The organism is Mycolicibacterium lacusdiani, from assembly GCF_021916785.1.
GTDB lineage: Bacteria > Actinomycetota > Actinomycetes > Mycobacteriales > Mycobacteriaceae > Mycobacterium > Mycobacterium lacusdiani.
In genome coordinates this window covers 13,719-33,572 of sequence record NZ_JAKCFC010000013.1, presented here as the reverse complement: position 1 = coordinate 33,572, position 19,854 = coordinate 13,719, and the positions used below count along the sequence as shown (strand labels likewise).

At 69.2% G+C, this 19,854-nt stretch carries 17 protein-coding genes; 5 read left to right on the top strand and 12 right to left on the bottom strand.

Annotated features, from left to right (window positions below):
• Nucleotides 1-5 precede the first annotated feature (5 nt).
• From rph to clpS, 9 genes are all read right to left on the bottom strand, one after another.
• Nucleotides 6-788, bottom strand: a complete 783-nt coding sequence (gene rph, locus LOK44_RS27330; protein ID WP_163924137.1) for a ribonuclease PH — start codon at nt 786-788, stop codon at nt 6-8.
• Between the two features lie 42 nt (nt 789-830).
• The gene (locus LOK44_RS27325; protein WP_237573228.1) at nt 831-1,604 is read right to left on the bottom strand and encodes a cyclic nucleotide-degrading phosphodiesterase; all 774 of its coding nucleotides are present in this window, start codon (nt 1,602-1,604) and stop codon (nt 831-833) included.
• Nucleotides 1,605-1,780: 176 nt separating this feature from the next.
• A complete protein-coding gene (locus tag LOK44_RS27320; protein WP_237573227.1) occupies nt 1,781-2,446 on the bottom strand; it encodes a rhomboid family intramembrane serine protease in 666 nt (221 codons plus the stop codon).
• A complete protein-coding gene (locus tag LOK44_RS27315) occupies nt 2,437-3,408 on the bottom strand; it encodes a PLP-dependent cysteine synthase family protein (RefSeq protein ID WP_237573226.1) in 972 nt (323 codons plus the stop codon). Before LOK44_RS27315 ends, LOK44_RS27320 begins: the two co-directional genes overlap by 10 nt.
• A 3-nt stretch (nt 3,409-3,411) precedes the next feature.
• Nucleotides 3,412-3,696, bottom strand: a complete 285-nt coding sequence (locus tag LOK44_RS27310; protein ID WP_237573225.1) for a MoaD/ThiS family protein — start codon at nt 3,694-3,696, stop codon at nt 3,412-3,414.
• A gap of 58 nt (nt 3,697-3,754) precedes the next feature.
• Entirely contained in the window at nt 3,755-4,168 is a 414-nt protein-coding gene (locus LOK44_RS27305) for a M67 family metallopeptidase (RefSeq protein ID WP_308192806.1), read from the bottom strand.
• A gap of 14 nt (nt 4,169-4,182) precedes the next feature.
• Nucleotides 4,183-5,223, bottom strand: a complete 1,041-nt coding sequence (locus tag LOK44_RS27300; RefSeq protein WP_237573224.1) for a P1 family peptidase — start codon at nt 5,221-5,223, stop codon at nt 4,183-4,185.
• 10 nt (nt 5,224-5,233) lie between these two features.
• Nucleotides 5,234-5,821 (bottom strand): oxidative stress transcriptional regulator AosR, encoded by a 588-nt coding sequence (gene aosR, locus LOK44_RS27295; RefSeq protein ID WP_237573223.1) that lies wholly within the window; start codon nt 5,819-5,821, stop codon nt 5,234-5,236.
• A 9-nt stretch (nt 5,822-5,830) separates the two neighbouring features.
• Nucleotides 5,831-6,145, bottom strand: a complete 315-nt coding sequence (gene clpS / locus LOK44_RS27290) for an ATP-dependent Clp protease adapter ClpS (RefSeq protein WP_163924129.1) — start codon at nt 6,143-6,145, stop codon at nt 5,831-5,833.
• 103 nt (nt 6,146-6,248) lie between these two features.
• Between clpS and LOK44_RS27285 the strand changes: the two genes are divergently transcribed.
• The 3 genes from LOK44_RS27285 (at nt 6,249) to LOK44_RS27275 (ending at nt 11,101) form a co-directional block, all read left to right on the top strand.
• Complete coding sequence (locus tag LOK44_RS27285) at nt 6,249-7,559, top strand: nicotinate phosphoribosyltransferase (protein ID WP_308192805.1); 1,311 nt, start codon at nt 6,249-6,251, stop codon at nt 7,557-7,559.
• Between the two features lie 5 nt (nt 7,560-7,564).
• Nucleotides 7,565-9,556, top strand: coding sequence for an ATP-dependent DNA helicase (locus LOK44_RS27280; protein ID WP_237573222.1), 1,992 nt, complete (start codon nt 7,565-7,567; stop codon nt 9,554-9,556).
• 105 nt (nt 9,557-9,661) lie between these two features.
• On the top strand, nt 9,662-11,101 hold the full coding sequence (locus LOK44_RS27275) for a neutral zinc metallopeptidase (RefSeq protein ID WP_237573221.1): 1,440 nt from the start codon (nt 9,662-9,664) through the stop codon (nt 11,099-11,101).
• Between the two features lie 7 nt (nt 11,102-11,108).
• On the opposite strand, the gene LOK44_RS27270 is transcribed toward LOK44_RS27275, so the two are convergent.
• The 3 genes from LOK44_RS27270 to glgP form a co-directional block, all read right to left on the bottom strand.
• Nucleotides 11,109-11,822, bottom strand: a complete 714-nt coding sequence (locus tag LOK44_RS27270; protein ID WP_237573220.1) for an MspA family porin — start codon at nt 11,820-11,822, stop codon at nt 11,109-11,111.
• A 79-nt stretch (nt 11,823-11,901) separates the two neighbouring features.
• Nucleotides 11,902-12,750: a Vgb family protein gene (locus tag LOK44_RS27265; RefSeq protein ID WP_237573219.1), complete on the bottom strand. Its 849-nt coding sequence runs from the start codon at nt 12,748-12,750 to the stop codon at nt 11,902-11,904.
• A complete protein-coding gene (gene glgP / locus LOK44_RS27260) occupies nt 12,747-15,359 on the bottom strand; it encodes an alpha-glucan family phosphorylase (protein ID WP_237573218.1) in 2,613 nt (870 codons plus the stop codon). The genes LOK44_RS27265 and glgP overlap by 4 nt, the downstream gene beginning before the upstream one ends.
• 169 nt (nt 15,360-15,528) lie before the next feature.
• Here glgP and LOK44_RS27255 point away from each other — a divergent pair, with 169 nt between their 5' ends.
• Both LOK44_RS27255 and glgB read left to right on the top strand, forming a co-directional pair.
• Complete coding sequence (locus tag LOK44_RS27255; RefSeq protein ID WP_237573217.1) at nt 15,529-17,619, top strand: alpha-1,4-glucan--maltose-1-phosphate maltosyltransferase; 2,091 nt, start codon at nt 15,529-15,531, stop codon at nt 17,617-17,619.
• 5 nt (nt 17,620-17,624) lie between these two features.
• Complete coding sequence (glgB, locus tag LOK44_RS27250; protein ID WP_237573216.1) at nt 17,625-19,850, top strand: 1,4-alpha-glucan branching protein GlgB; 2,226 nt, start codon at nt 17,625-17,627, stop codon at nt 19,848-19,850.
• Nucleotides 19,851-19,854: the final 4 nt, after the last annotated feature.

The following is a 19,854-nucleotide window of genomic DNA, read 5'->3' as shown; positions in this document are numbered from 1 at the left end:
CCGGGTCAGCTTCCGAAGGCCTTCTTCGTCGGGCCGGTCGGCTCGGGGAGCACACCGGGGTACGGCAGTTCGAGCGCTGCGTTCTGCACCGCGAACAACTGCTCGCAAGAGGCCATGGCCGCGTCGAGCATCTTGTCCAGCGTCGAGCGGGGAAAGGTGGCTCCCTCGCCCGTGCCCTGGATCTCGACCAGCGTGCCGGTGTCGGTCGCGACGACGTTCATGTCGACCTCGGCGCGCGAATCCTCGGAGTACGGCAGGTCGACCCGCACGCGACCGTCGACGACGCCGACGGACACCGCCGCGATCGCACAGGACAGCGGCCGCGGGTCGGAGAGCTTCTGAGCCGCGGCCAGGTAGGTCACGGCGTCGGACAGGGCGACGTAGGCGCCGGTGATCGCGGCGGTCCGGGTTCCGCCGTCGGCCTGGAGTACGTCGCAGTCCAGGGCGATGGTGTTCTCGCCGAGGGCCCCGAGGTCGATGCACGCCCGCAGCGACCGGCCGATGAGGCGGCTGATCTCCTGTGTGCGGCCGCCGACGCGACCCTTGACCGACTCACGGTCCGAGCGGTCGTGAGTGGCAGCGGGCAGCATCGCGTACTCGGCGGTCAGCCAGCCCTGGCCCGATCCCTTGCGCCATCGCGGCACGCCGTCGGTGACGCTGGCGGTGCACATGACGCGGGTCTGACCGAACTCCACCAGCACGGACCCGGCGGGGTGATTGGTGAAACCGCGGGTGATCGTCACTGGGCGCAACTCGTCGTCGAGGCGGCCGTCTTCTCGTCTGGACACGGCTCAACCCTAACGGCCGGGTCCGACCAGGTGCAGGTTGGCTCAGGAGCGCGTGACGTCGTAGGACTCGTCGCACACCACGGCGTGCACCGGTCCGTCGAACTCGGCCTTCGCCTCGCCGATGACGTCCTCACGCGAGGTCCACGGCGGGATGTGGGTCAACAGCAGTTCGCGGACACCGGCTTTGGCCGCGGCGCGGCCTGCCTCGGCACCGGAGAGGTGCAGCTTCGGCGGACGGTCGGGCGAATCGGTCCACGACGCCTCGCACAGGAAGACGTCGGCGCCGCTGGCCAGTTCGATCAGCGCGTCGCAGTAGCCGGTGTCGCCGCTGTAGACGAACGTGGCACCGGACGGGTCGGTGAAGCGCATGCCGTAGGACTCGGTCGGGTGGCACAGCAGCCGGGGCATGACGTCGAGTGCGCCGATCTGGACGTGCTCGCCGTCGGTCCATCGGCGTAGATCGAACACGTCGGTGAAGTCGTCGATCTCGCGCCCCTCGGGCGAGGATGCGGCGCCGAGGCGCGCCCACGTCGCCTCCGGCCCGTACATGAGCGCGCGCCCCTTCGGCGGGGTCGGGTGGTAACGCCGCCACACGAAGAGGCCGGGAAGGTCGAGGCAGTGGTCGGCGTGCAGGTGCGAGAGCAGGACCCCGACGGTGCCCGGATCGGCATGCCGCTGCAGAGCGCCGAGGACGCCGCCGCCGAAGTCGAGGACCAGTGGTGGCGTGTCGGGGGCGGTCAGCAGATATCCCGAGGCAGGCGAATCAGGCCCCGTCACACTCCCGGAGCATCCCAGAACGGTGATTCGCACGCTCACTAGCTTGCCATGCCCCGTCTCCATGTGACGAAAACATCACCGCTTTGGGCGTTCGGATTCACCGATTGGTCACGGTGTGACGTCTCACCTGGGCGAACGTCGAGAGAGACCGCGACGGCGATCCGGCCGAGGTGTGGCGCACACCTCATTTCAGCAAAGTGCGATCTGCCCGGTGATCAGCGGCCGAGTTGGGGCGCCACGCCGCCCCTGCGCCGCTCGCGGGCAGTGCGCTCGGGACCGGAGAGCACGTAGGCGGCGACCACCCCCGCGATCGCGCCGCACAGGTGGCCCTGCCACGAGACTCCGAACGTGCCGGGCAGCACGCCCAGCAGCACACCGCCGTAGACGAAGAGCACGATGACCCCGACGACGATCTCCCATGCCTTGCGCGTGAAGAAACCGAAGACGATCAGGAACGTCAACCACCCGAAGATCAGACCCGACGCGCCGATGTGGTTGGTCTCCACTCCCGGCGGCGCGCCGACGTCCCCGATCAGCCACGTGCCCAGCCCGCCTAGAATCCAGATGATCGCGGTGGCGTACACGAACCGCGACATGCCCGCCAGCGTCATCAGGAACCCCAGCACCAGGGCCGGACCGGTGTTCGCGATCAGGTGCTGCCAGTTCGAGTGCAGCAGCGGGGCGAAGACGACACCCCACAGGCCGTCGGTCTCGAGCGGCCGAATCCCGTTGTAGTCCAAGCGGTGTCCGGTCAGGTTGTCCCAGATCTCGACCAGGTAGAGCAGCGCGACGAACGTCACGACCGTCGCGGCGCCCACCACCCAGGCGGGGCGCCTGCCGGAACCGGACGGCGCAGCGGGGTTCGGTGCGGTCATGCCCATAGCTGCCCTTTCAACGCGTCCTCGGCGTCATCCAGGCTACCGGCGTATGCACCGGTCGACAGATACTTCCAGCCGGCGTCGCAGACGGTGAACGCGATGTCCGCACGCTCGCCGGCCTTCACCGCCTTGGCGGCCATCCCCAGCGCGGCGTGCAGGATCGCGCCGGTCGAGATGCCGGCGAAGATGCCCTCCACCTCGACGATCTCGCGGGTGCGCCGAATGGCCTCGAACGCGCCGACGGAGTAGCGGGTGGTCAGCACGTCCGGGTCGTACAGCTCGGGAATGAAGCCCTCGTCGATGTTGCGCAGGGCGTACACGCCTTCGCCGTAGCGCGGCTCGGCCGCGACGATCTGCACCCCGGGTACGCGCTCGCGCAGGAACCGCCCCGCCCCCATCAGCGTTCCGGTGGTTCCGAGACCCGCCACGAAGTGGGTGATCTCGGGCAGATCGGCCAGCAGCTCGGGACCGGTGCCGTGGTAGTGCGCCTCGGCGTTGGCGGGGTTGCCGTACTGATAGAGCATCACCCACTCCGGGTGTTCGGCGGCCAGCTCCTTGGCCGTCGCCACCGCGGTGTTCGAGCCGCCCTCGGCAGGCGAGTAGATGATCTTCGCGCCGTACAGCTCGAGGAGCTGGCGCCGCTCGATCGACGTGTTCTCCGGCATGACGCAGATCAGGTGGTAGCCCTTCAGCGCACACGCCATCGCCAGTGAGATCCCGGTGTTGCCGCTCGTCGGCTCGAGGATCGTGGCACCCGGGGCGAGCAGCCCGTCCCGCTCGGCCTGCTCGATCATCCGCAGTGCCGGCCGGTCCTTGATGGAGCCGGTGGGGTTGCGGTCCTCGAGCTTGGCCCACAGCCTGACGTGCGGCGCGGTGTCGGTGTCCTCCCATTGCGGCGAGAGCCGCTGCAGCCCGACCAGCGGGGTGTTGCCGAGGGCCTGCAGCAGTGAGTCGAACCGGGCCACGGGTCAGCCGCCGACTGCCCCGCCCGCGACGGCGGGCAGGATCGTCACCGAGTCGCCGTCGGAAATCGTGGTGTCCAGACCGCCGGAGAAGCGCACGTCCTCGTCGTTGACGTAGATGTTGACGAAGCGATGCAGCTTGTCCTTGTCGACGAGGCGTTCGGTGATGCCGGAGTAGTTGGCCTCGAGGTCGTCGATGACGGCTTTGAGGGTGTCACCGGAGGCGCTGACGCGCTTCTCCCCGCCGGTGTGGGTGCGCAGGATGGTCGGGATCGACACGCTGACGGTCATGGGCTCGGTCCTTTCGTTGCCGTGCTGGGACGGTTCGGTTGCGGTGAAGTCTGGAGGGTCAGTACTGGGCGACGACCGTGACGGGCTCTTCGGTGACGACGCCCTCGACGATGCGGTAGCTGCGAAGTTCGTGAACCTCGGGGTCACGGGTGGAGATCAGCACGTAGTGCGCGTCGGGTTCGGAGGCGAACGAGATGTCGGTGCGGCTGGGGTACGCCTCGGTGCCGGTGTGCGAGTGGTAGATGACCACGGGCACCTCGTCGGCCTCGTCCATCGCACGCCACACCTTGAGCTGCTCTCCGGAGTCGAAGCGGTAGAAGGTCGGCGACCGCTCGGCGTTGAGCATGGCGACGAACCGTTCGGGCCGGTCCGAGCCGTCGGGCCCGGCGACGATCCCGCAGGCCTCGTCGGGGTGGTCGGCGCGGGCATGGGCCACCATGGCGTCCACCAGATCGCTACGGATCACCAGCACCGGTCACTTCCCCTTCACTCGCCGAACGCTCCGGGCAACATGTCACGGTAGGTGGGTATTCCTGCCACCGCCTCGGCGGCGAGCACGCCGACCATGACCGCGCGGGCCAGACAGTCGGCCGCCGCGGCGCCGACGGCGGCGGTCAGCTTGGTCTCCGGCGACATCGCGGCCGGGGTGTCGCTCGCGGGCTCCACCTCGATGGCACCGGTCGCCAGCGCGAACACCGAGTCACCGTCGAGTGGCGTGTGCACCGGCCGGATCGTGCGGGCGAGCCCGTCCTGCGCGGCCACGGCCATCCGGTGACATGCGGCCGGGCTCAGCAGCGCGTCGGTCGCGACGACGGCGATCGTCGTGTTGAACGGCGACAGCTCGGCGTCGCGCTCGCGGAACGCCTCGATCTCCTCCGGCGGCGGCGGAACGAGACCGAACTCGCGCGCGTACTCGACCATCCACGGCAGGCCCGTGCGTGGATCGGCGACGTTGCCCGCCGAGTTCACCGCGACGATCGCACCGACGGTGACGCCGATGTCGTCGAGCCGCATCGACGCCGTGCCGAGCCCACCCTTGAGCGCGCCTGCGCGGGCGCCGACCCCAGCCCCCACGGTCCCGACCGCGACGGACGGCCCCGCGGCCTCGGCGGCGCGCCGGCCGAACTCGGCGATCGGCCTGCACTGCCAGCCGCCGACCGGCAGGTCGAAGATCACCGCCGCGGGCACGATCGGCACCAGACCGCCGTCGAGGGCGACACCCCGCTCGCGGGTCTCGAGCCACTGCATGACGCCGTCTGCCGCGGCCAGTCCGAACGCGCTGCCACCGGTCAGCATCACCGCGTCCACGTAGCGCACGCTGTTGGACGGGTGGAGCAGATCGGTCTCCCGGGTACCGGGCGCACCGCCGCGCACGTCGACGGCGCCGACGGTTCCCGGCGGAGTGAGCACCACGGTGGTGCCGGTGGCCCAGCCGGAACCGAGCGTGGCGTCGTCGTCGAGCCGGTCGTGGTGGCCGACCATGATGCCCGCGACGTCGGTGATCGAGCCGAACTCCGAACCGGTCATCGTCGGTCGCTCATCGGTGCGACGAGTTCATCAGTCCCAGCACCAGATACTCCTGCAACACCGTCAGCCACTGGTAGACGTCGAGGTGCCCGGCCATCGGGTGCTCGGCGGGCAGCCGGTCTGGCCCGTCGGCGCCGATCTCGAGCATGGTCCCCAGTGCCAGCCGGACGTCGTTGACCGCGCTGGCCCAGCAGTGCGCGTCGTCCTCGGTCAGCTCGAACTTCCCGCCTGCGGACGGCAGCGTGTCCAGCAGTCGCTGCGCGGCTTGGCGTTTCGCGTCGATGATCGCCGGCTCGTGCAGGCTGCGCAGCGCTGCGTTCAGGCTCTCCGCGGTGCGCGAGCCCGCGGGATGCTCGGTCGCGGGGCGGTAGAAGTCCGGCAGCAGCCGCCGCATCGTGTCGTCCTCTGGCGGCTTCGAGTTGCCCGTCTTCATCCCGGTGAGTTCTTCGAGTTCGTCGGTGGGCGAATCGGATTCGCGGTCGGCGAGCATCTCGATCAACGACGAGACGAGGTTGCGCACCAGTGCCGCCTCGTGCGCCGCGAGCGACGATCGGTACCGGGGTCCGTCAGCGGTCTCGACCCGTTTCCACTTGCGCACCCGCCGGCCTCAGCGGTCCTGCTGCATGGAGGCCCACAGTCCAGCGGCATGCAACTTGGACACGTCTGCCTCCATCGATTCGCGGCTGCCTGCCGACACGACCGCCTTGCCCTCTTCGTGCACCTGCATCATCAACTTGTTGGCGTGCGGCTCGCTGTAGCCGAACAGCTTCTGGAAGACGTAGGTGACGTAGGACATCAGGTTGACCGGGTCGTCCCACACGATCGTCACCCAGGGTGCGTCGGTGGCGGTGTCCTCGGCTGCGACGGCGTCGGCCGATCGCTCCTCACGGGTACCCGGACGGGTCCGTGCTGGGGTAACCATGCCGCCTAGGATAGCGAGTGGCTGTCGGCGGGCAGGAGCGCAGCGACCCGGGGATCAGATCTGGCTGCCCGACGCTGGAGTACCAGCGGCTACGGTTGGGCGTGTGGCTACCTCGTCGACGGCGATGTTCACCGACAAGTACGAACTCACGATGCTCGCCGCGGCACTTCGCAACGGGACCGCGCACCGCCGGACCACCTTCGAGGTCTTCGCCCGCAGGCTGCCCGACGGACGCCGGTACGGCGTCGTCGCGGGTACCGCACGCCTGGTGGAAGCCTTGTCGCAGTTCACGTTCGACGACGCCGCGCTGAGCCTGCTCGACGACTTCCTCGATCCCGACACGCTGGCCTACCTCGCGGACTACCGGTTCGGCGGCGACGTCGACGGCTACCCCGAGGGCGAGCTGTACTTCCCCGGCTCCCCCGTGCTGTCGGTGCGGGGCACCTTCGCCGAGTGCGTCGTGCTCGAGACGCTGGCCCTGTCGATCCTCAACCACGACAGTGCCATCGCCTCGGCCGCGGCCCGCATGGTGAGCGCCGCCGAGGGCAGACCGCTGATCGAAATGGGGTCCCGCCGTACCCACGAGGAAGCCGCGGTGGCCGCGGCCCGCGCCGCCTACCTCGCCGGTTTCTCCGGGTCGTCGAACCTCGCGGCCGAGCAGCGCCACGGCGTCCCCACGATGGGCACCAGCGCCCACGCCTTCACGCTGCTGCACGCGTCGGCGAGCGGAACGGACGAGAAGGCGGCGTTCGCAGCCCAGGTCGACGCCCTCGGCGTCGGCACCACGCTGCTCGTCGACACCTACGACATCGCCACCGGCGTTGCCAACGCGGTCGCGGTCGCCGGTCCCGAACTCGGCGCCGTCCGCATCGACTCCGGAGAACTCGGCGTGCTGGTCCGCCAGGTCCGCGACCAGCTCGACGGGCTCGGCGCGACGGGCACGAAGATCGTGGTGTCCAGCGACCTCGACGAGTTCGCGATCGCCGCGCTGCGTGCCGAACCGGTCGATTCCTACGGCGTCGGCACGTCCGTGGTCACCGGCTCGGGCGCGCCGACGGCGGGCATGGTCTACAAGCTGGTCGAGGTCGACGGCATCCCCGTCGCCAAGCGGAGCAGCCACAAGGAGTCCCACGGCGGCGGCAAGCAGGCGCTGCGGCTGGCCAAGCCGTCGGGCACCGTCGTCGAAGAGGTCGTCCACCCCGCCGGACGCGCGCCGTCGGTACCCGAGGGGCTTCTGGCGCGTGAACTCGCGGTGCCGATGGTCCGCGGCGGTGACGCCGTCGCGGACTTCTCGCTGGATGCCGCACGCACGCGGGTCGCCGCAGGCCTGGTGAGCCTGCCGTGGGACGGGCTGAAGCTCTCCGGTGGCGAGCCGGCCATCCCGACCCGCATGGTCGCCCCCGAGGGCATGTGACCCCGATGCCCAAGGGCTCCGACTCAGGCCGCGTGACCGAACTGCTCGCTGCGGCCGTCACCGCGCTGGGCGGCGCCGAACGCACCGGTCAGGTCGAGATGGCCCAAGCGGTCGAGCGCGCGTTCAGCACCGGCGAGCACCTCGCCGTGCAGGCGGGCACCGGCACCGGCAAGTCACTGGCCTACCTCGTGCCTGCGATCTCTCACGCTCTCGAGGCGAACCACCCGGTCGTCGTCTCGACCGCGACGATCGCACTGCAGCGCCAGCTCGTCGATCGCGATCTGCCGCGCCTGGCCGACGCGCTGGCTCCCGAACTCCCGCGCCGTCCCGAGTTCGCGCTTCTCAAGGGACGCGGAAACTACTTGTGCCTCAACAAGATAAACGGCGGATCCACCGCCGAGCCGGACGACCGGCCGCAGGAGGAATTGTTCGATGCCGTGGCGTCGACGCAGCTCGGTCGCGACGTCAAGCGCCTCGCCGAGTGGTCGTCGGACACCGAGACCGGGGACCGCGACGAACTCGCGCCCGGCGTCCCCGACAGGTCCTGGGGTCAGGTGAGCGTTTCGGCGCGCGAGTGCATCGGCGCCACCCGTTGCACCTACGGCACCGAATGCTTCGCCGAGAAGGCGCGGGCCAAGGCGGGCACCGCCGACGTCGTGGTCACCAACCACGCCCTGCTGGCGATCAATGCGATCTCCGACGTCAACGTGCTGCCAGAGCACGACGTGATCGTCGTCGACGAGGCGCACGAACTCGTCGACCGGGTGACCAGCGTGGCCACCGCCGAACTCTCGGCCACCTCCCTCGGCATCGCACTGCGGCGCGCGGCGCGCCTCGTCGAACCCGAGATGGCGCAACGACTCGAAGCGGCGATTGCCACGTTCACCTCCGCACTGCACGACGAGGAGCCGGGCCGCAAGGACAGCCTCGACGAGGAGATGGCGACCTACCTGACGGTGCTGCGGGACTCCGCCGACAAGGTGCGTTCGGCCATCGACACGGCGCCCAGCGACCCCAAGGCCGCCTCGGCGCGCACCGAGGCGGTGACTGCCCTGACCGACCTCAGCGACACCGCGACGCGGATCCTGACGTCCTACGGCCCGGCCATCCCGGACCGCACCGACGTGGTGTGGCTGGATCGGGAGGAGATTCGCGGTCAGGTCAGGGTCGTCCTGCGAGTCGCACCGCTGTCGGTGGCGGGCCTGCTGCGCAACCGCATCTTCGACCAGCAGACCGCGATCCTCACCTCGGCGACCCTCACGGTCGGCGGCACGTTCGACGCGATGGCCCGGTCCTGGGGGCTGAAGTTCGGCGACGACGACGACGGTGCGCCCTGGCGTGGGCTCGACGTGGGATCGCCGTTCGCGCACGGGAAGTCGGGCATCCTCTACGTCGCCGCGCACCTTCCCCCGCCCGGCCGCGACAGCGCGGGATCGGCCGAGCAGCTCGACGAGATCGAGGCACTGGTCGCGGCCGCGGGTGGACGCACCCTCGGGCTGTTCTCGTCGATGCGCGCCGCGCGTGCCACCGCCGAGGTGATGCGCGAGCGACTCGACACCCCGGTGCTGTGCCAGGGCGAGGACACGACCTCCGCGCTGGTGCGCCAATTCGCCGCCGATGACGAGACCTCGCTGTTCGGCACGTTGTCGCTGTGGCAGGGCGTCGACGTACCCGGTTCGTCGCTGACGCTGGTCATCATCGACCGCATCCCGTTCCCCCGACCCGACGACCCGCTGATCACCGCCAGGCAGCGCGCCATCGCCGCCCGCGGCGGCAACGGCTTCATGGCGGTGGCGGCAAGCCATGCCGCGCTGCTACTGGCCCAGGGCGCCGGGCGACTGCTGCGCAGCGTCGACGACCGCGGCGTGGTCGCCGTCCTCGACTCCCGCATGGCCACGGCCCGTTACGCCGGCTACCTGCGGGCGTCGCTACCGCCGTTCTGGTCGACGACGGACGGCGCGCGGGTGCGGGCGGCGCTCGAACGCCTGAGGTCCTGACCGACGGCGAGGATTCACCCGGTGTGCGGTGCACTCGATCACTATCATCACGATCGACTTCCACGTGCGTGCCGCCGGCCGCAAGGCAAGCGAAAGGCAGCCTCGATGAGCCGGTGGCACCCGATGTCCACGACGGTGATCGCGTGTGCGGCCCTACTGATCTCCGCGTGCGCGACGACGACACTGCAGGGCAGGCCGGTGTCGGTATTCAGCGATCCGTTCAGCGTCGCGGGCATGGCAGCCACCGACGGCCCCACCGGGCTGCGCGACGACGCGGCCGCACCGTCGCGCGAGGTGCTGGGAACCGACGGCAGCGAGATCGACGAACTCGGCGTTCAAGCGGTCAGCGACGTCGAGGAGTTCTGGGCGTCGGCCTACGGTGACGCCTTCGGCGGTGAGTTCACCCCGGTCTCCGAGGTGCACTCATGGGACAGCGAAGAATTCGACGGCGCGTTCTGCGGATCCGACACCTTCGGTCTGGTCAATGCCGGCTACTGCTTCGACGATGAGACCATCGGCTGGGACCGCGGTGAGCTGCTGCCGTCGCTGCACAGCGCCAACGGCGACATGGCGGTCGCGATGGTGCTTGCCCACGAATACGGCCACGCGGTGCAGCACCAGGCGGACCTGGTCGGTCCGTCCACCCCGACGCTGGTCGGCGAGCAGCAGGCCGACTGCCTCGCGGGCTCGTACATGCGCTGGGTCGCCGAGGGCAATTCGCCGAGGTTCACGCTCAGCACCAGCGAAGGCCTCAACAACCTGCTGGCAGCGATGATCGCGTTCCGCGACCCGCTGCTCAACGAGGACGACCCGGAGGCCGGCGCCGACGAGCACGGGTCTGCCTTCGAGCGGGTGTCGGCCTTCCAGTTCGGCTTCACCGACGGACCGGCGTCGTGCGCGGGCATCGACTCCGAGGAGATCGAGCAGCGCCGCGGCGACCTCCCGGTGCTCCTACCCGGCGACGAGACCGGTGAACTGCCGGTCACCGAGGACTCGGTGCGTTCGGTGGTCGACGCGATGGGCACGCTGTTCGCACCTGCCGACCCGCCTGCGCTGACCTTCGACGCCGTCGACTGCACGGACGCGCGAACGCACCCGCCGGTGTCCTACTGCCCCTCGTCGAACACGATCGTCGTCGACCTTCCGCAGCTGGCGGAGATCGGCATGCCGTCGGATGAAGACGACGGCAGCGGGCTGGCCAGCGGTGACAACACCGCGTATTCGATTCTGGTGTCGCGGTACATGCAGGCCGTCCAGCGTGAGCACGGCGGTGTCGCGCTCGACGACGCCGAGGCCGCCCTGCGCACTGCCTGTCTGACCGGGGTGGCGACGGCGAAGATGACCGACAGCGTCACCACGCCCGACGGCAACACCATCGCGATCACGGCGGGTGACGTCGACGAGGCGGTGTCGGGCATCCTGCTGAACGGGTTGGTCGCCAGCGACGTCAACGGCGACACCGTGCCGTCCGGGTTCTCGCGCATCGACGCGTTCCGCGTCGGCGTACTCGGTGACGCCGACCGCTGCTTCAAGCGCTTCGACTAGACGGTCGCTAGACGGTCTTGGTCTCGCCGTAGTACGCGACGATCGCGTCGGACATCTTGGTCGAGCGGGTGAGGAACGCGTACGACCGTAGGAACGACTCGCCGACGCACCCGTCGATCTTGACGTGGAAGTTACTGATCATGACCCACGGCGCGGCACCGTCGAACTCCTTCTTGGTGACCGGGACGACGTTGATGATGCCCGGCTTCAGACCCACCGTGATACCGCCGCCGATGTTGCCGCCGATACCCGGCAGGATGCCGTCGGGCAGCGGTGAGATCACCTCGGTGCCCAGGATGCCCAGGGACGGGTTCAGGCCCACGGTGCCGGTGAGCGAGACGCCGTTGGAGGTGCTCATGTCGATGCCGCACCCGATCTGGTAGCCCACCTCGATGGTGCCGCGGGTGCCCTCACCGTCGTCGGGTCCCTCGAGGGACCCCTCGTAGGTGCCGCCGACGACGTATTCACGGGAGGAGAGGGCGGTGGTCAGCGGAGCGCTGATGACCTGCGTCTCGTCCTTGGCCCCCAGCACCAGCTTCCAGCCGTCCGGGGACTCGAGGACCTGCGGCGGAGGTGACACCACGCGGCCCGCGTCGGGCGTCGGCGCCACCTCGGCGCCGACCGGCTCGACGACCGGGCCCGGCTCGGCGCCGGCCAGCGGCAGGCTCAGCCCACCGATCGCGGCGACCGATGCCACGACGGCAAGACGACGAAAGAGCACGAAGGACCCCCTGTTGTTGGTGACCTTCGGAACTTATATCGCCTCAGCACTTCCGCGGTGCCGGGTTGGGGAAACCCACTCAGTTGGTCGGCAGCCGCAGAACGTACCCGGCTTCGAGCGCGACCCACAGCGCGCCGTCGGGCCCGATCGCCATCCCGTGGGGCTCGCTGCCCGCGGGCAGGTCGATCGTCACGACCTCCCCATCGGCACTCACCCGCGCCACCTGGTCGGCACCCCACAGGCTGACCCAGACACCGCCCATCGGGTCGGCGACCACGGCGTGCGGCTTGCCGGGCAAGTCGAGTTCCTGGATCGCCTCGTCCATCGGAATGCGGCCGATCTTGTCGGCCAATACCGCCGTGAACCACACCGTGTCGTCGTGGGTGGCGGTGATGCCGACGGGTCCTGACCCGCGGGTCGGCACCTCGCGCTTGGTCAGCGTGCCGCCGGTGTCGAGCCTGCCGATGGAGTTGGCCTTATTCATCGTGAACCACAGTGCCCCGTCGGGGCCGGTCGTGATCATCGACGGCATGCCGCCCACCGGCCACTCGTCCACGGTGCCGTCGTCGCCCAGCCTGCCGACCGTGCCTGCCGTCATCGTGGTGAACCACAGCGCGCCGTCGGGACCCACCGCGATCCCGAATGGCGCGCTGCCGCTTGCCAATTCGACGGACGACTGCTCACCGTCGGTGGTGATGCGCCCGATCCGGTCGTCGCCCGAGCGGGTGAACCACAGCGCACCGTCGCCGCCGCGCGTGATCAGCGACGGTCGGCTGCCGTCGGCCACCGGATGCACGCGCAGGTCGCCGTCGGGCGCCACCCGCGCGATCGCGCCGCCGTGCACCAGCGTCACCCACATCGCACCGTCGGGACCGGCGGTCAGTGCGTACGGCCCCCCGTCGACGGGGACCTCGAGGATGCCGCTCACGCGAGCGTGACGAGCCCCAGCTCGTCGGCGGCGGCCAGCAACGGGTGGTGTGGCAGCACCCGCACCGTGTAACCGACCGGCCCGGCCACGGGCAGCGGCGTCGTCGTCGAGAAGGTCTCGCTACCGCCGTCGCCGGGCCCGGCGTGCGCCATCTGCACGGTGGTGGGCTCGAGCAGTGCGTCGGTGGTGTCCACGCGGCCGATCACCGCTTCGACCACCACCTCGTCGGGCGCGAGGCCTGCGAGGTCCACCGTCGCGGTCAACGTCAGTTCCGAACCGAGCAGCGGAGTATCCGGCAGGCCGTAGCTGTCGACGTCGGTGATCTGGATCCTGGGCCACGCCTCCTCGGCACGCCGGCGGTACGCCGCGAGGTCGCGGGCCGCGCCGAACGGCACGCCGTCGACCGCCTCGATCGTCCGGTGCAGCGATCGGGCCGCCGGTGCGTAGTACTGCTCGGTGTAGTCCCGCACCATCCGAGACGCCAGCACCTTGGGCCCGAGCGACTGCAACGTGTGCCGCACCATCTCGACCCAGCGGGTGGGGACGCCCTGGGCGTCGCGGTCGTAGAACTTGGTGGTGACCGAGTTGGCGATCAGGTCGTACAGGGCGGCCGCCTCGAGGTCGTCGCGGCGCGTCTCGTCGGCCAGGCCATCGGCGGTCGGGATCTCCCAACCGTTCTCGCCGTCGTACCACTCGTCCCACCACCCGTCGCGGATCGACAGGTTGAGCCCGCCGTTGAGCGCGCTCTTCATGCCCGAGGTGCCGCAGGCCTCCAAGGGGCGCAACGGATTGTTGAGCCACACGTCGCATCCCCAGTACAGAAGCCGCGCCATCGACATGTCGTAGTCGGGCAGGAACGCGATCCGGTGCCGCACGTCGGGCCGGTCGGCGAAGCGCACCACCTGCTGGATCAGCGCCTTGCCCCCGTCGTCCGCCGGGTGCGACTTGCCAGCCACGATCAGCTGGACGGGCCGCGCCTCGTCGAGCAACAGCTGCTCGAGTCGGTCGGGGTCGCGCAGCATGAGCGTCAGGCGCTTGTAGGTCGGCACCCGGCGAGCGAATCCGATGGTCAGCACGTCGGGGTCGAATGCGCTTGCGATCCAACCGAGTTCGGCATCGGAGGCGCCGCGTTCGAGGCAGGACTTGCGCAACCGCGCGCGGACGTCGTCGATCAGCAGCTTGCGCAACTCGCAGCGGATCCACCACAGGTGACCGGGGTCGACCTGCTGCAGCCGCTGCCACGTATCGGGTTCGCTCAACGACCCGAGATCGTCGCTGCCGATCAGCTCACGCCCCAGCTGCACCCACTGCGGGGCCGCCCACGTGGGGGCATGCACACCGTTCGTGATGGACCCGATCGGCACCTCCTCGGTGTCGAAGCCGTTCCACAGCTCGTTGAACATGCCCCGGCTGACCCGGCCGTGCAGCAGCGATACGCCGTTGGCGCGTTGCGCCAGCCGCAAACCCATGTGCGCCATGTTGAACTTCGACGGATCGTCCTCCGCGCCGAATGCGACGATGCGGTCCAGCGGAAGACCAGGCAGCAGTTCGGAATCCGCGCCCGACGGCTCTCCGGATTCAGCGCCGAAGTACTGCTCCACCAGGTCGACCGGGAACCGGTCGATGCCCGCGGGCACGGGGGTGTGCGTGGTGAACACCGTCGAGGAGCGCACCACCGCCAGCGCGGTGTCGAAGTCCAGGCCACCGTCGGTGACGAGTTCACGGATTCGCTCGATGCCCAGGAATCCGGCGTGCCCCTCGTTCATGTGGAACACCTGCGGTTCGGGCAGACTCTCCACCCGCGTGAACGCGCGGATCGCCCGGACGCCACCGATGCCGGCCAGGATCTCCTGCTGGATCCGGTGCTCCTGGTCACCGCCGTAGAGCCGGTCGGTGACGCCGCGCAGCTCGTGGTCGGTCTCGGGGGTGTCGGAATCCAATAGCAGCAACGGGATTCGACCGACCTGGGCGATCCACACGCGTGCGTTGAGTTCCGCCGAGTCGGGCATCGCCAGGCGTACCAGGACGGGCTCCCCGACCTCATCGGTCAGCAGCCGCAGCGGCAACCCCTGCGGATCCAGCGACGGATAGTTCTCGTGCTGCCAGCCGTCGGCGGTCAGCGACTGCCGGAAGTAGCCGGACCGGTAGTACAGGCCCACCGCGATGAGCGGCAAACCGAGGTCCGACGCCGACTTCAGATGGTCGCCGGCCAGGATGCCCAGCCCGCCGGAGTAGTTCGGCAGCACCTCCGCGACGCCGAACTCCATGGAGAAGTAGGCGATTCCGGTCGGTAGCTCCTCACCGGCGGCGATCCGCTCCTGGTACCACATGGGCCGCTGCAGGTAGTCGTCGAGATCGGCCGCCAAGTGGTCGAGCCGGTTCAGGAAGGAGTCGTCGACCGCGAGTTCGTCGAGCCGCTTGGGGCTGACCGCTCCCAGCAGCGCCACGGGGTCCGCTTCGACGTGGCTCCACAGTTCGGGATCGATGCTCGCGAACAGGTCCTGGGTGGGTTTGTCCCACGACCAGCGCAGGTTGACCGACAGTCGCTCGAGCGCCTCGAGACGCTGCGGGAGGTGGGCACGGACGGTGAACCGACGAAGTGCTTTCACGCGATCTCACCTTACTGCTGATCGCCGTTAGCCACTGCGAGCTGAACTACTGGTCACGCGCGAGGGGTTGAGTCGGACACTACGGTGGGTATAGAGCGCGACGAGGCTGAAACGAAACAGATGACACCGCGCGGCCATTACGCGTCGCGCCAATGTGAGGAGTTCGGTGGTGGCCGGTCGTATCGGGATCGATGACGTCGCGCCCGTGGTTTCGGGTGGACGGTATCCGGCGAAGACCGTGGTCGGAGAGGTGGTGCCGGTTCGGGCCACGGTGTGGCGGGAGGGGCACGACGTCGTCGCGGCCACGCTCGTCGTCCGCTACCACGGCACGTCCTACCCTCAGCTGGCCACGCCGCCGGCAGGCATTCGGCCCACCGAGGCCGAACCCGTACCGATCGAGGACGTGGTCAACCCCGCGCCCAGGGTCAAGCCGCAGAACCTGCCGATGCGCACGGGTGAGGAGCCCGACGTCTTCTACGGCCAGTTCGTGCCCGACGCCGTGGGTCTGTGGACGTTCCGCGTCGACGGGTGGGGCGACCCCATCGCCACCTGGCGCAAGGCGGTCGTCGCCAAGCTCGACGCCGGCCAGGGCGAGGCCGAACTGGACAACGATCTGCTGATCGGCGCGAAGCTCCTCGAGCGGGCGGCCACCGGGCTCCCGCGCCAGGACCGCTTCCCGTTGATCGACGCGGCGACCCGCCTGCGCGAGCCGGGTGACCCGCTCACGCGGGCCGGCCTGGCGCTCGCCGAGGAGGTCACCTCCCTGCTGGACCGCTACCCGCTGCGGGAACTCGTCACCCGTGACGAGCAGTACGGCGTCTGGGTCGACCGCCCGCTGGCCAGGTCCAGTGCCTGGTACGAGTTCTTCCCCCGCTCGACGGGCGGCTGGGACGCCGACGGGAACCCGGTGCACGGCACCTTCAAGACCGCGGTGAATGCGCTGCCGCGGGTCGCGAGGATGGGCTTCGACATCGTGTACCTCCCGCCGATCCACCCGATCGGTGAGGTGCACCGCAAGGGCCGCAACAACAGCGTCACCGCGGGTCCCGACGACGTCGGGTCGCCGTGGGCGATCGGCAGCGCCGCCGGCGGCCACGACGCCGTGCATCCCGACCTGGGCACCATCGAGGACTTCGATGCCTTCGTGGCAGCCGCCCGCGACCAAGGCCTGGAGGTCGCACTCGACCTCGCGCTGCAGTGCGCGCCGGACCACCCGTGGGCCAGGGACCACCCCGAGTGGTTCACCGTGCTGCCCGACGGCACCATCGCCTACGCCGAGAACCCGCCGAAGAAGTATCAGGACATCTATCCGATCAACTTCGACAACGACCCGGCGGGCATCTACGCCGAGGTGCTGCGCGTGGTGCGGTTCTGGGTGTCGCACGGGGTGAAGGTGTTCCGCGTCGACAACCCACACACCAAGCCGCCGAACTTCTGGGCGTGGCTGATCGGCGAGGTCAAGAACTCCGATCCCGACGTGCTGTTCCTCGCCGAGGCGTTCACCAGGCCGGCCCGCCTTTTCGGTCTCGCGAAACTTGGGTATACGCAGTCATACACGTATTTCACGTGGCGGACGGCCAAGTGGGAACTCATCGAGTTCGGTGAGCAGATCGCCGAGCATGCCGACTATGCGCGGCAGAGCCTGTGGCCCAACACGCCGGACATCCTGCACGAGAGTTTGCAGTACGGCGGGCCGGGCATGTTCGCCATTCGTGCGGTGATGGCAGCCACGATGAGTTCGACGTGGGGCGTGTACAGCGGTTACGAACTCTTCGAGCACCAGGCGGTGCGCGAGGGTAGTGAGGAGTACCTGAACTCTGAGAAGTACGAACTGCGTCCGCGTGACTTCGACGCCGCAGTGGCCCGAGGCGAATCGCTGGAGCCCTTCCTCACCCGGCTCAACGAGATCCGCCGGCTCCACCCCGCACTCAGCCAACTGCGCACCATCAAGTTCCACGCCGTGGACAACGACGCACTGCTCGCCTACAGCAAGTTCGATCCGGTCTCCGGAGACTGCGTGCTGGTCGTCGTGACGCTGAACCCGTTCGGCGCCGAGGAATCGACGGTCTGGCTGGACATGGCCGCTCTGGGCATGTCCGACCACGACCGGTTCTGGGTGCGCGACGAGATAACGGGTGACGAATACCAATGGGGGCAGGCCAACTATGTCCGCCTCGATCCGGCCAGAGCCGTGGCCCACGTTTTGAACATGCCGTCGATCCCCGCCGATCGACGCCTCAACCTGCTGCGGAGGGAATGACAGACATGACCCGCACCAACCCGTTCACCAGCCAACATCTACGACCCAACGACTCCGACCTCGGCCGTCTGCTCGCCGGCGAGCACCACGATCCGCACTCGGTGCTCGGTGCCCATGAGTACGAGGACCACACCGTGATCAGGGTGCTGCGTCCGAACGCCGTCGAGGTCACCGCACTCATCGGCGGGGAGCGCTACCCGTTCAGCCACGTCGACGACGCGCTGTTCGCGGTCGCGGTGCCGATCACCGGTCTCATCGACTACCGCCTGGAGATTCGCTACCCCTCCGGCGACGACCACGGCCCGGTGCACACCGTGGCCGACCCGTACCGCTTCCTGCCGACGCTCGGCGACATCGACCTGCACCTGTTCGCCGAGGGCCGCCACGAACGCCTGTGGGAGGTGCTGGGCGCACATCCGCACACCTATCGCACCGCCGACGGCGACGTCGACGGCGTGTCGTTCGCCGTCTGGGCGCCGAACGCCAAGGGCGTCACGCTGATTGGCGAGTTCAATCACTGGAGCGGCAACGACGCTCCGATGCGCAGCCTGGGATCCTCGGGCGTCTGGGAACTGTTCTGGCCGGACTTCCCGCTCGACGCGCTGTACAAGTTCCGGGTGCACGGCGCCGACGGTTCGGTGAGCGATAGGGCCGACCCGATGGCGTTCGCCGCCGAGGTGCCGCCCAGCACCGCGTCGCGCGTCCACGTCAGCGACTACACCTGGGGCGACGACGACTGGATGGCGCAACGCGCGCTGAAGAACCCCGTCTTCGAACCGATGAGCACGCTCGAGGTACACCTGCCGTCGTGGCGGCCGGGTCTCACCTACCGGGAACTCGCCACCGAACTCACCGAGTACGTCGTCGAGAACGGCTTCACGCACGTCGAGATGCTGCCCGTCGCCGCCCACCCCTTCGGTGGGTCTTGGGGCTACCAGGTCACCTCGTACTACGCGCCGATGCCGAAGCTCGGCAGTCCCGACGATCTGCGGTACCTGATCGACACCCTGCATCAGGCAGGCATCGGCGTGATCGTCGACTGGGTGCCTGCCCACTTCCCCAAGGACGCCTGGGCGCTCGGCCGGTTCGACGGCACTCCCCTCTACGAACACTCCGACCCCCGTCGCGGTGAGCAACTCGACTGGGGCACCTACGTGTTCGACTTCGGGCGGGCCGAGGTGCGAAACTTCCTGGTGGCCAACGCGCTGTACTGGCTGCAGGAGTACCACGTCGACGGGCTGCGGGTGGATGCCGTCGCCTCGATGCTGTACCTCGACTACTCCCGGCCAGAAGGTGGCTGGACGCCGAACGTCTACGGCGGACGGGAGAACCTGGAGGCGGTGCAGTTCCTGCAGGAGATGAACGCCACCGTCCACAAGGTGACACCCGGCATCGTCACGATCGCCGAGGAATCGACGTCGTGGCCCGGCGTCACGCGCCCCACCAACCTTGGTGGCCTTGGCTTCTCGATGAAGTGGAACATGGGCTGGATGAACGACACCCTGGAGTTCATCTCCCGCGACCCCATTCACCGCGGGTACCACCACGGCGAGATCACGTTCTCGATGGTGTACGCCTTCAGCGAGAACTTCGTGCTGCCGATCAGCCACGACGAGGTCGTGCACGGCAAGGGCACCCTGTGGGGCCGCCTGCCGGGTGACGACCACATGAAGGCCGCCGGTCTGCGCGGCCTGCTCGCCTACCAGTGGGCCCACCCTGGCAAGCAACTGCTGTTCATGGGGCAGGAATTCGGCCAGCGCGCCGAGTGGTCCGAGGAACGCGGCGTCGACTGGTACCAGCTCGACGAGAACGGCTTCTCGAACGGCGTGCAGCGGATGGTCCGCGACATGAACGGCGTCTACCAGAACCACCGTGCCCTGTGGTCGCGCGACACCAGCCACGAGGGCTACTCGTGGATCGACGCGAACGACTCGGCGAACAACGTGCTGAGCTTCCTGCGCTACGGCGACGACGGCTCGGTGATGGCCTGCGTCTTCAACTTCTCGGGATCCGAGCACTCGCGCTACCGGCTGGGCCTGCCGCACACCGGCACCTGGCGAGAGGTCCTCAACACCGACGCCGCCGACTACAACGGTTCGGGCATGGGCAACTACGGCGCCGTCGAAGCCACCGACGAGTCCTGGCACGGCAGGCCGGCGTCCGCGCTGATGGTCCTGCCGCCCCTGGCAGCACTGTGGTTCGAACCGGCGCCGCCGGAAGCGGCCGGGTAGTCCG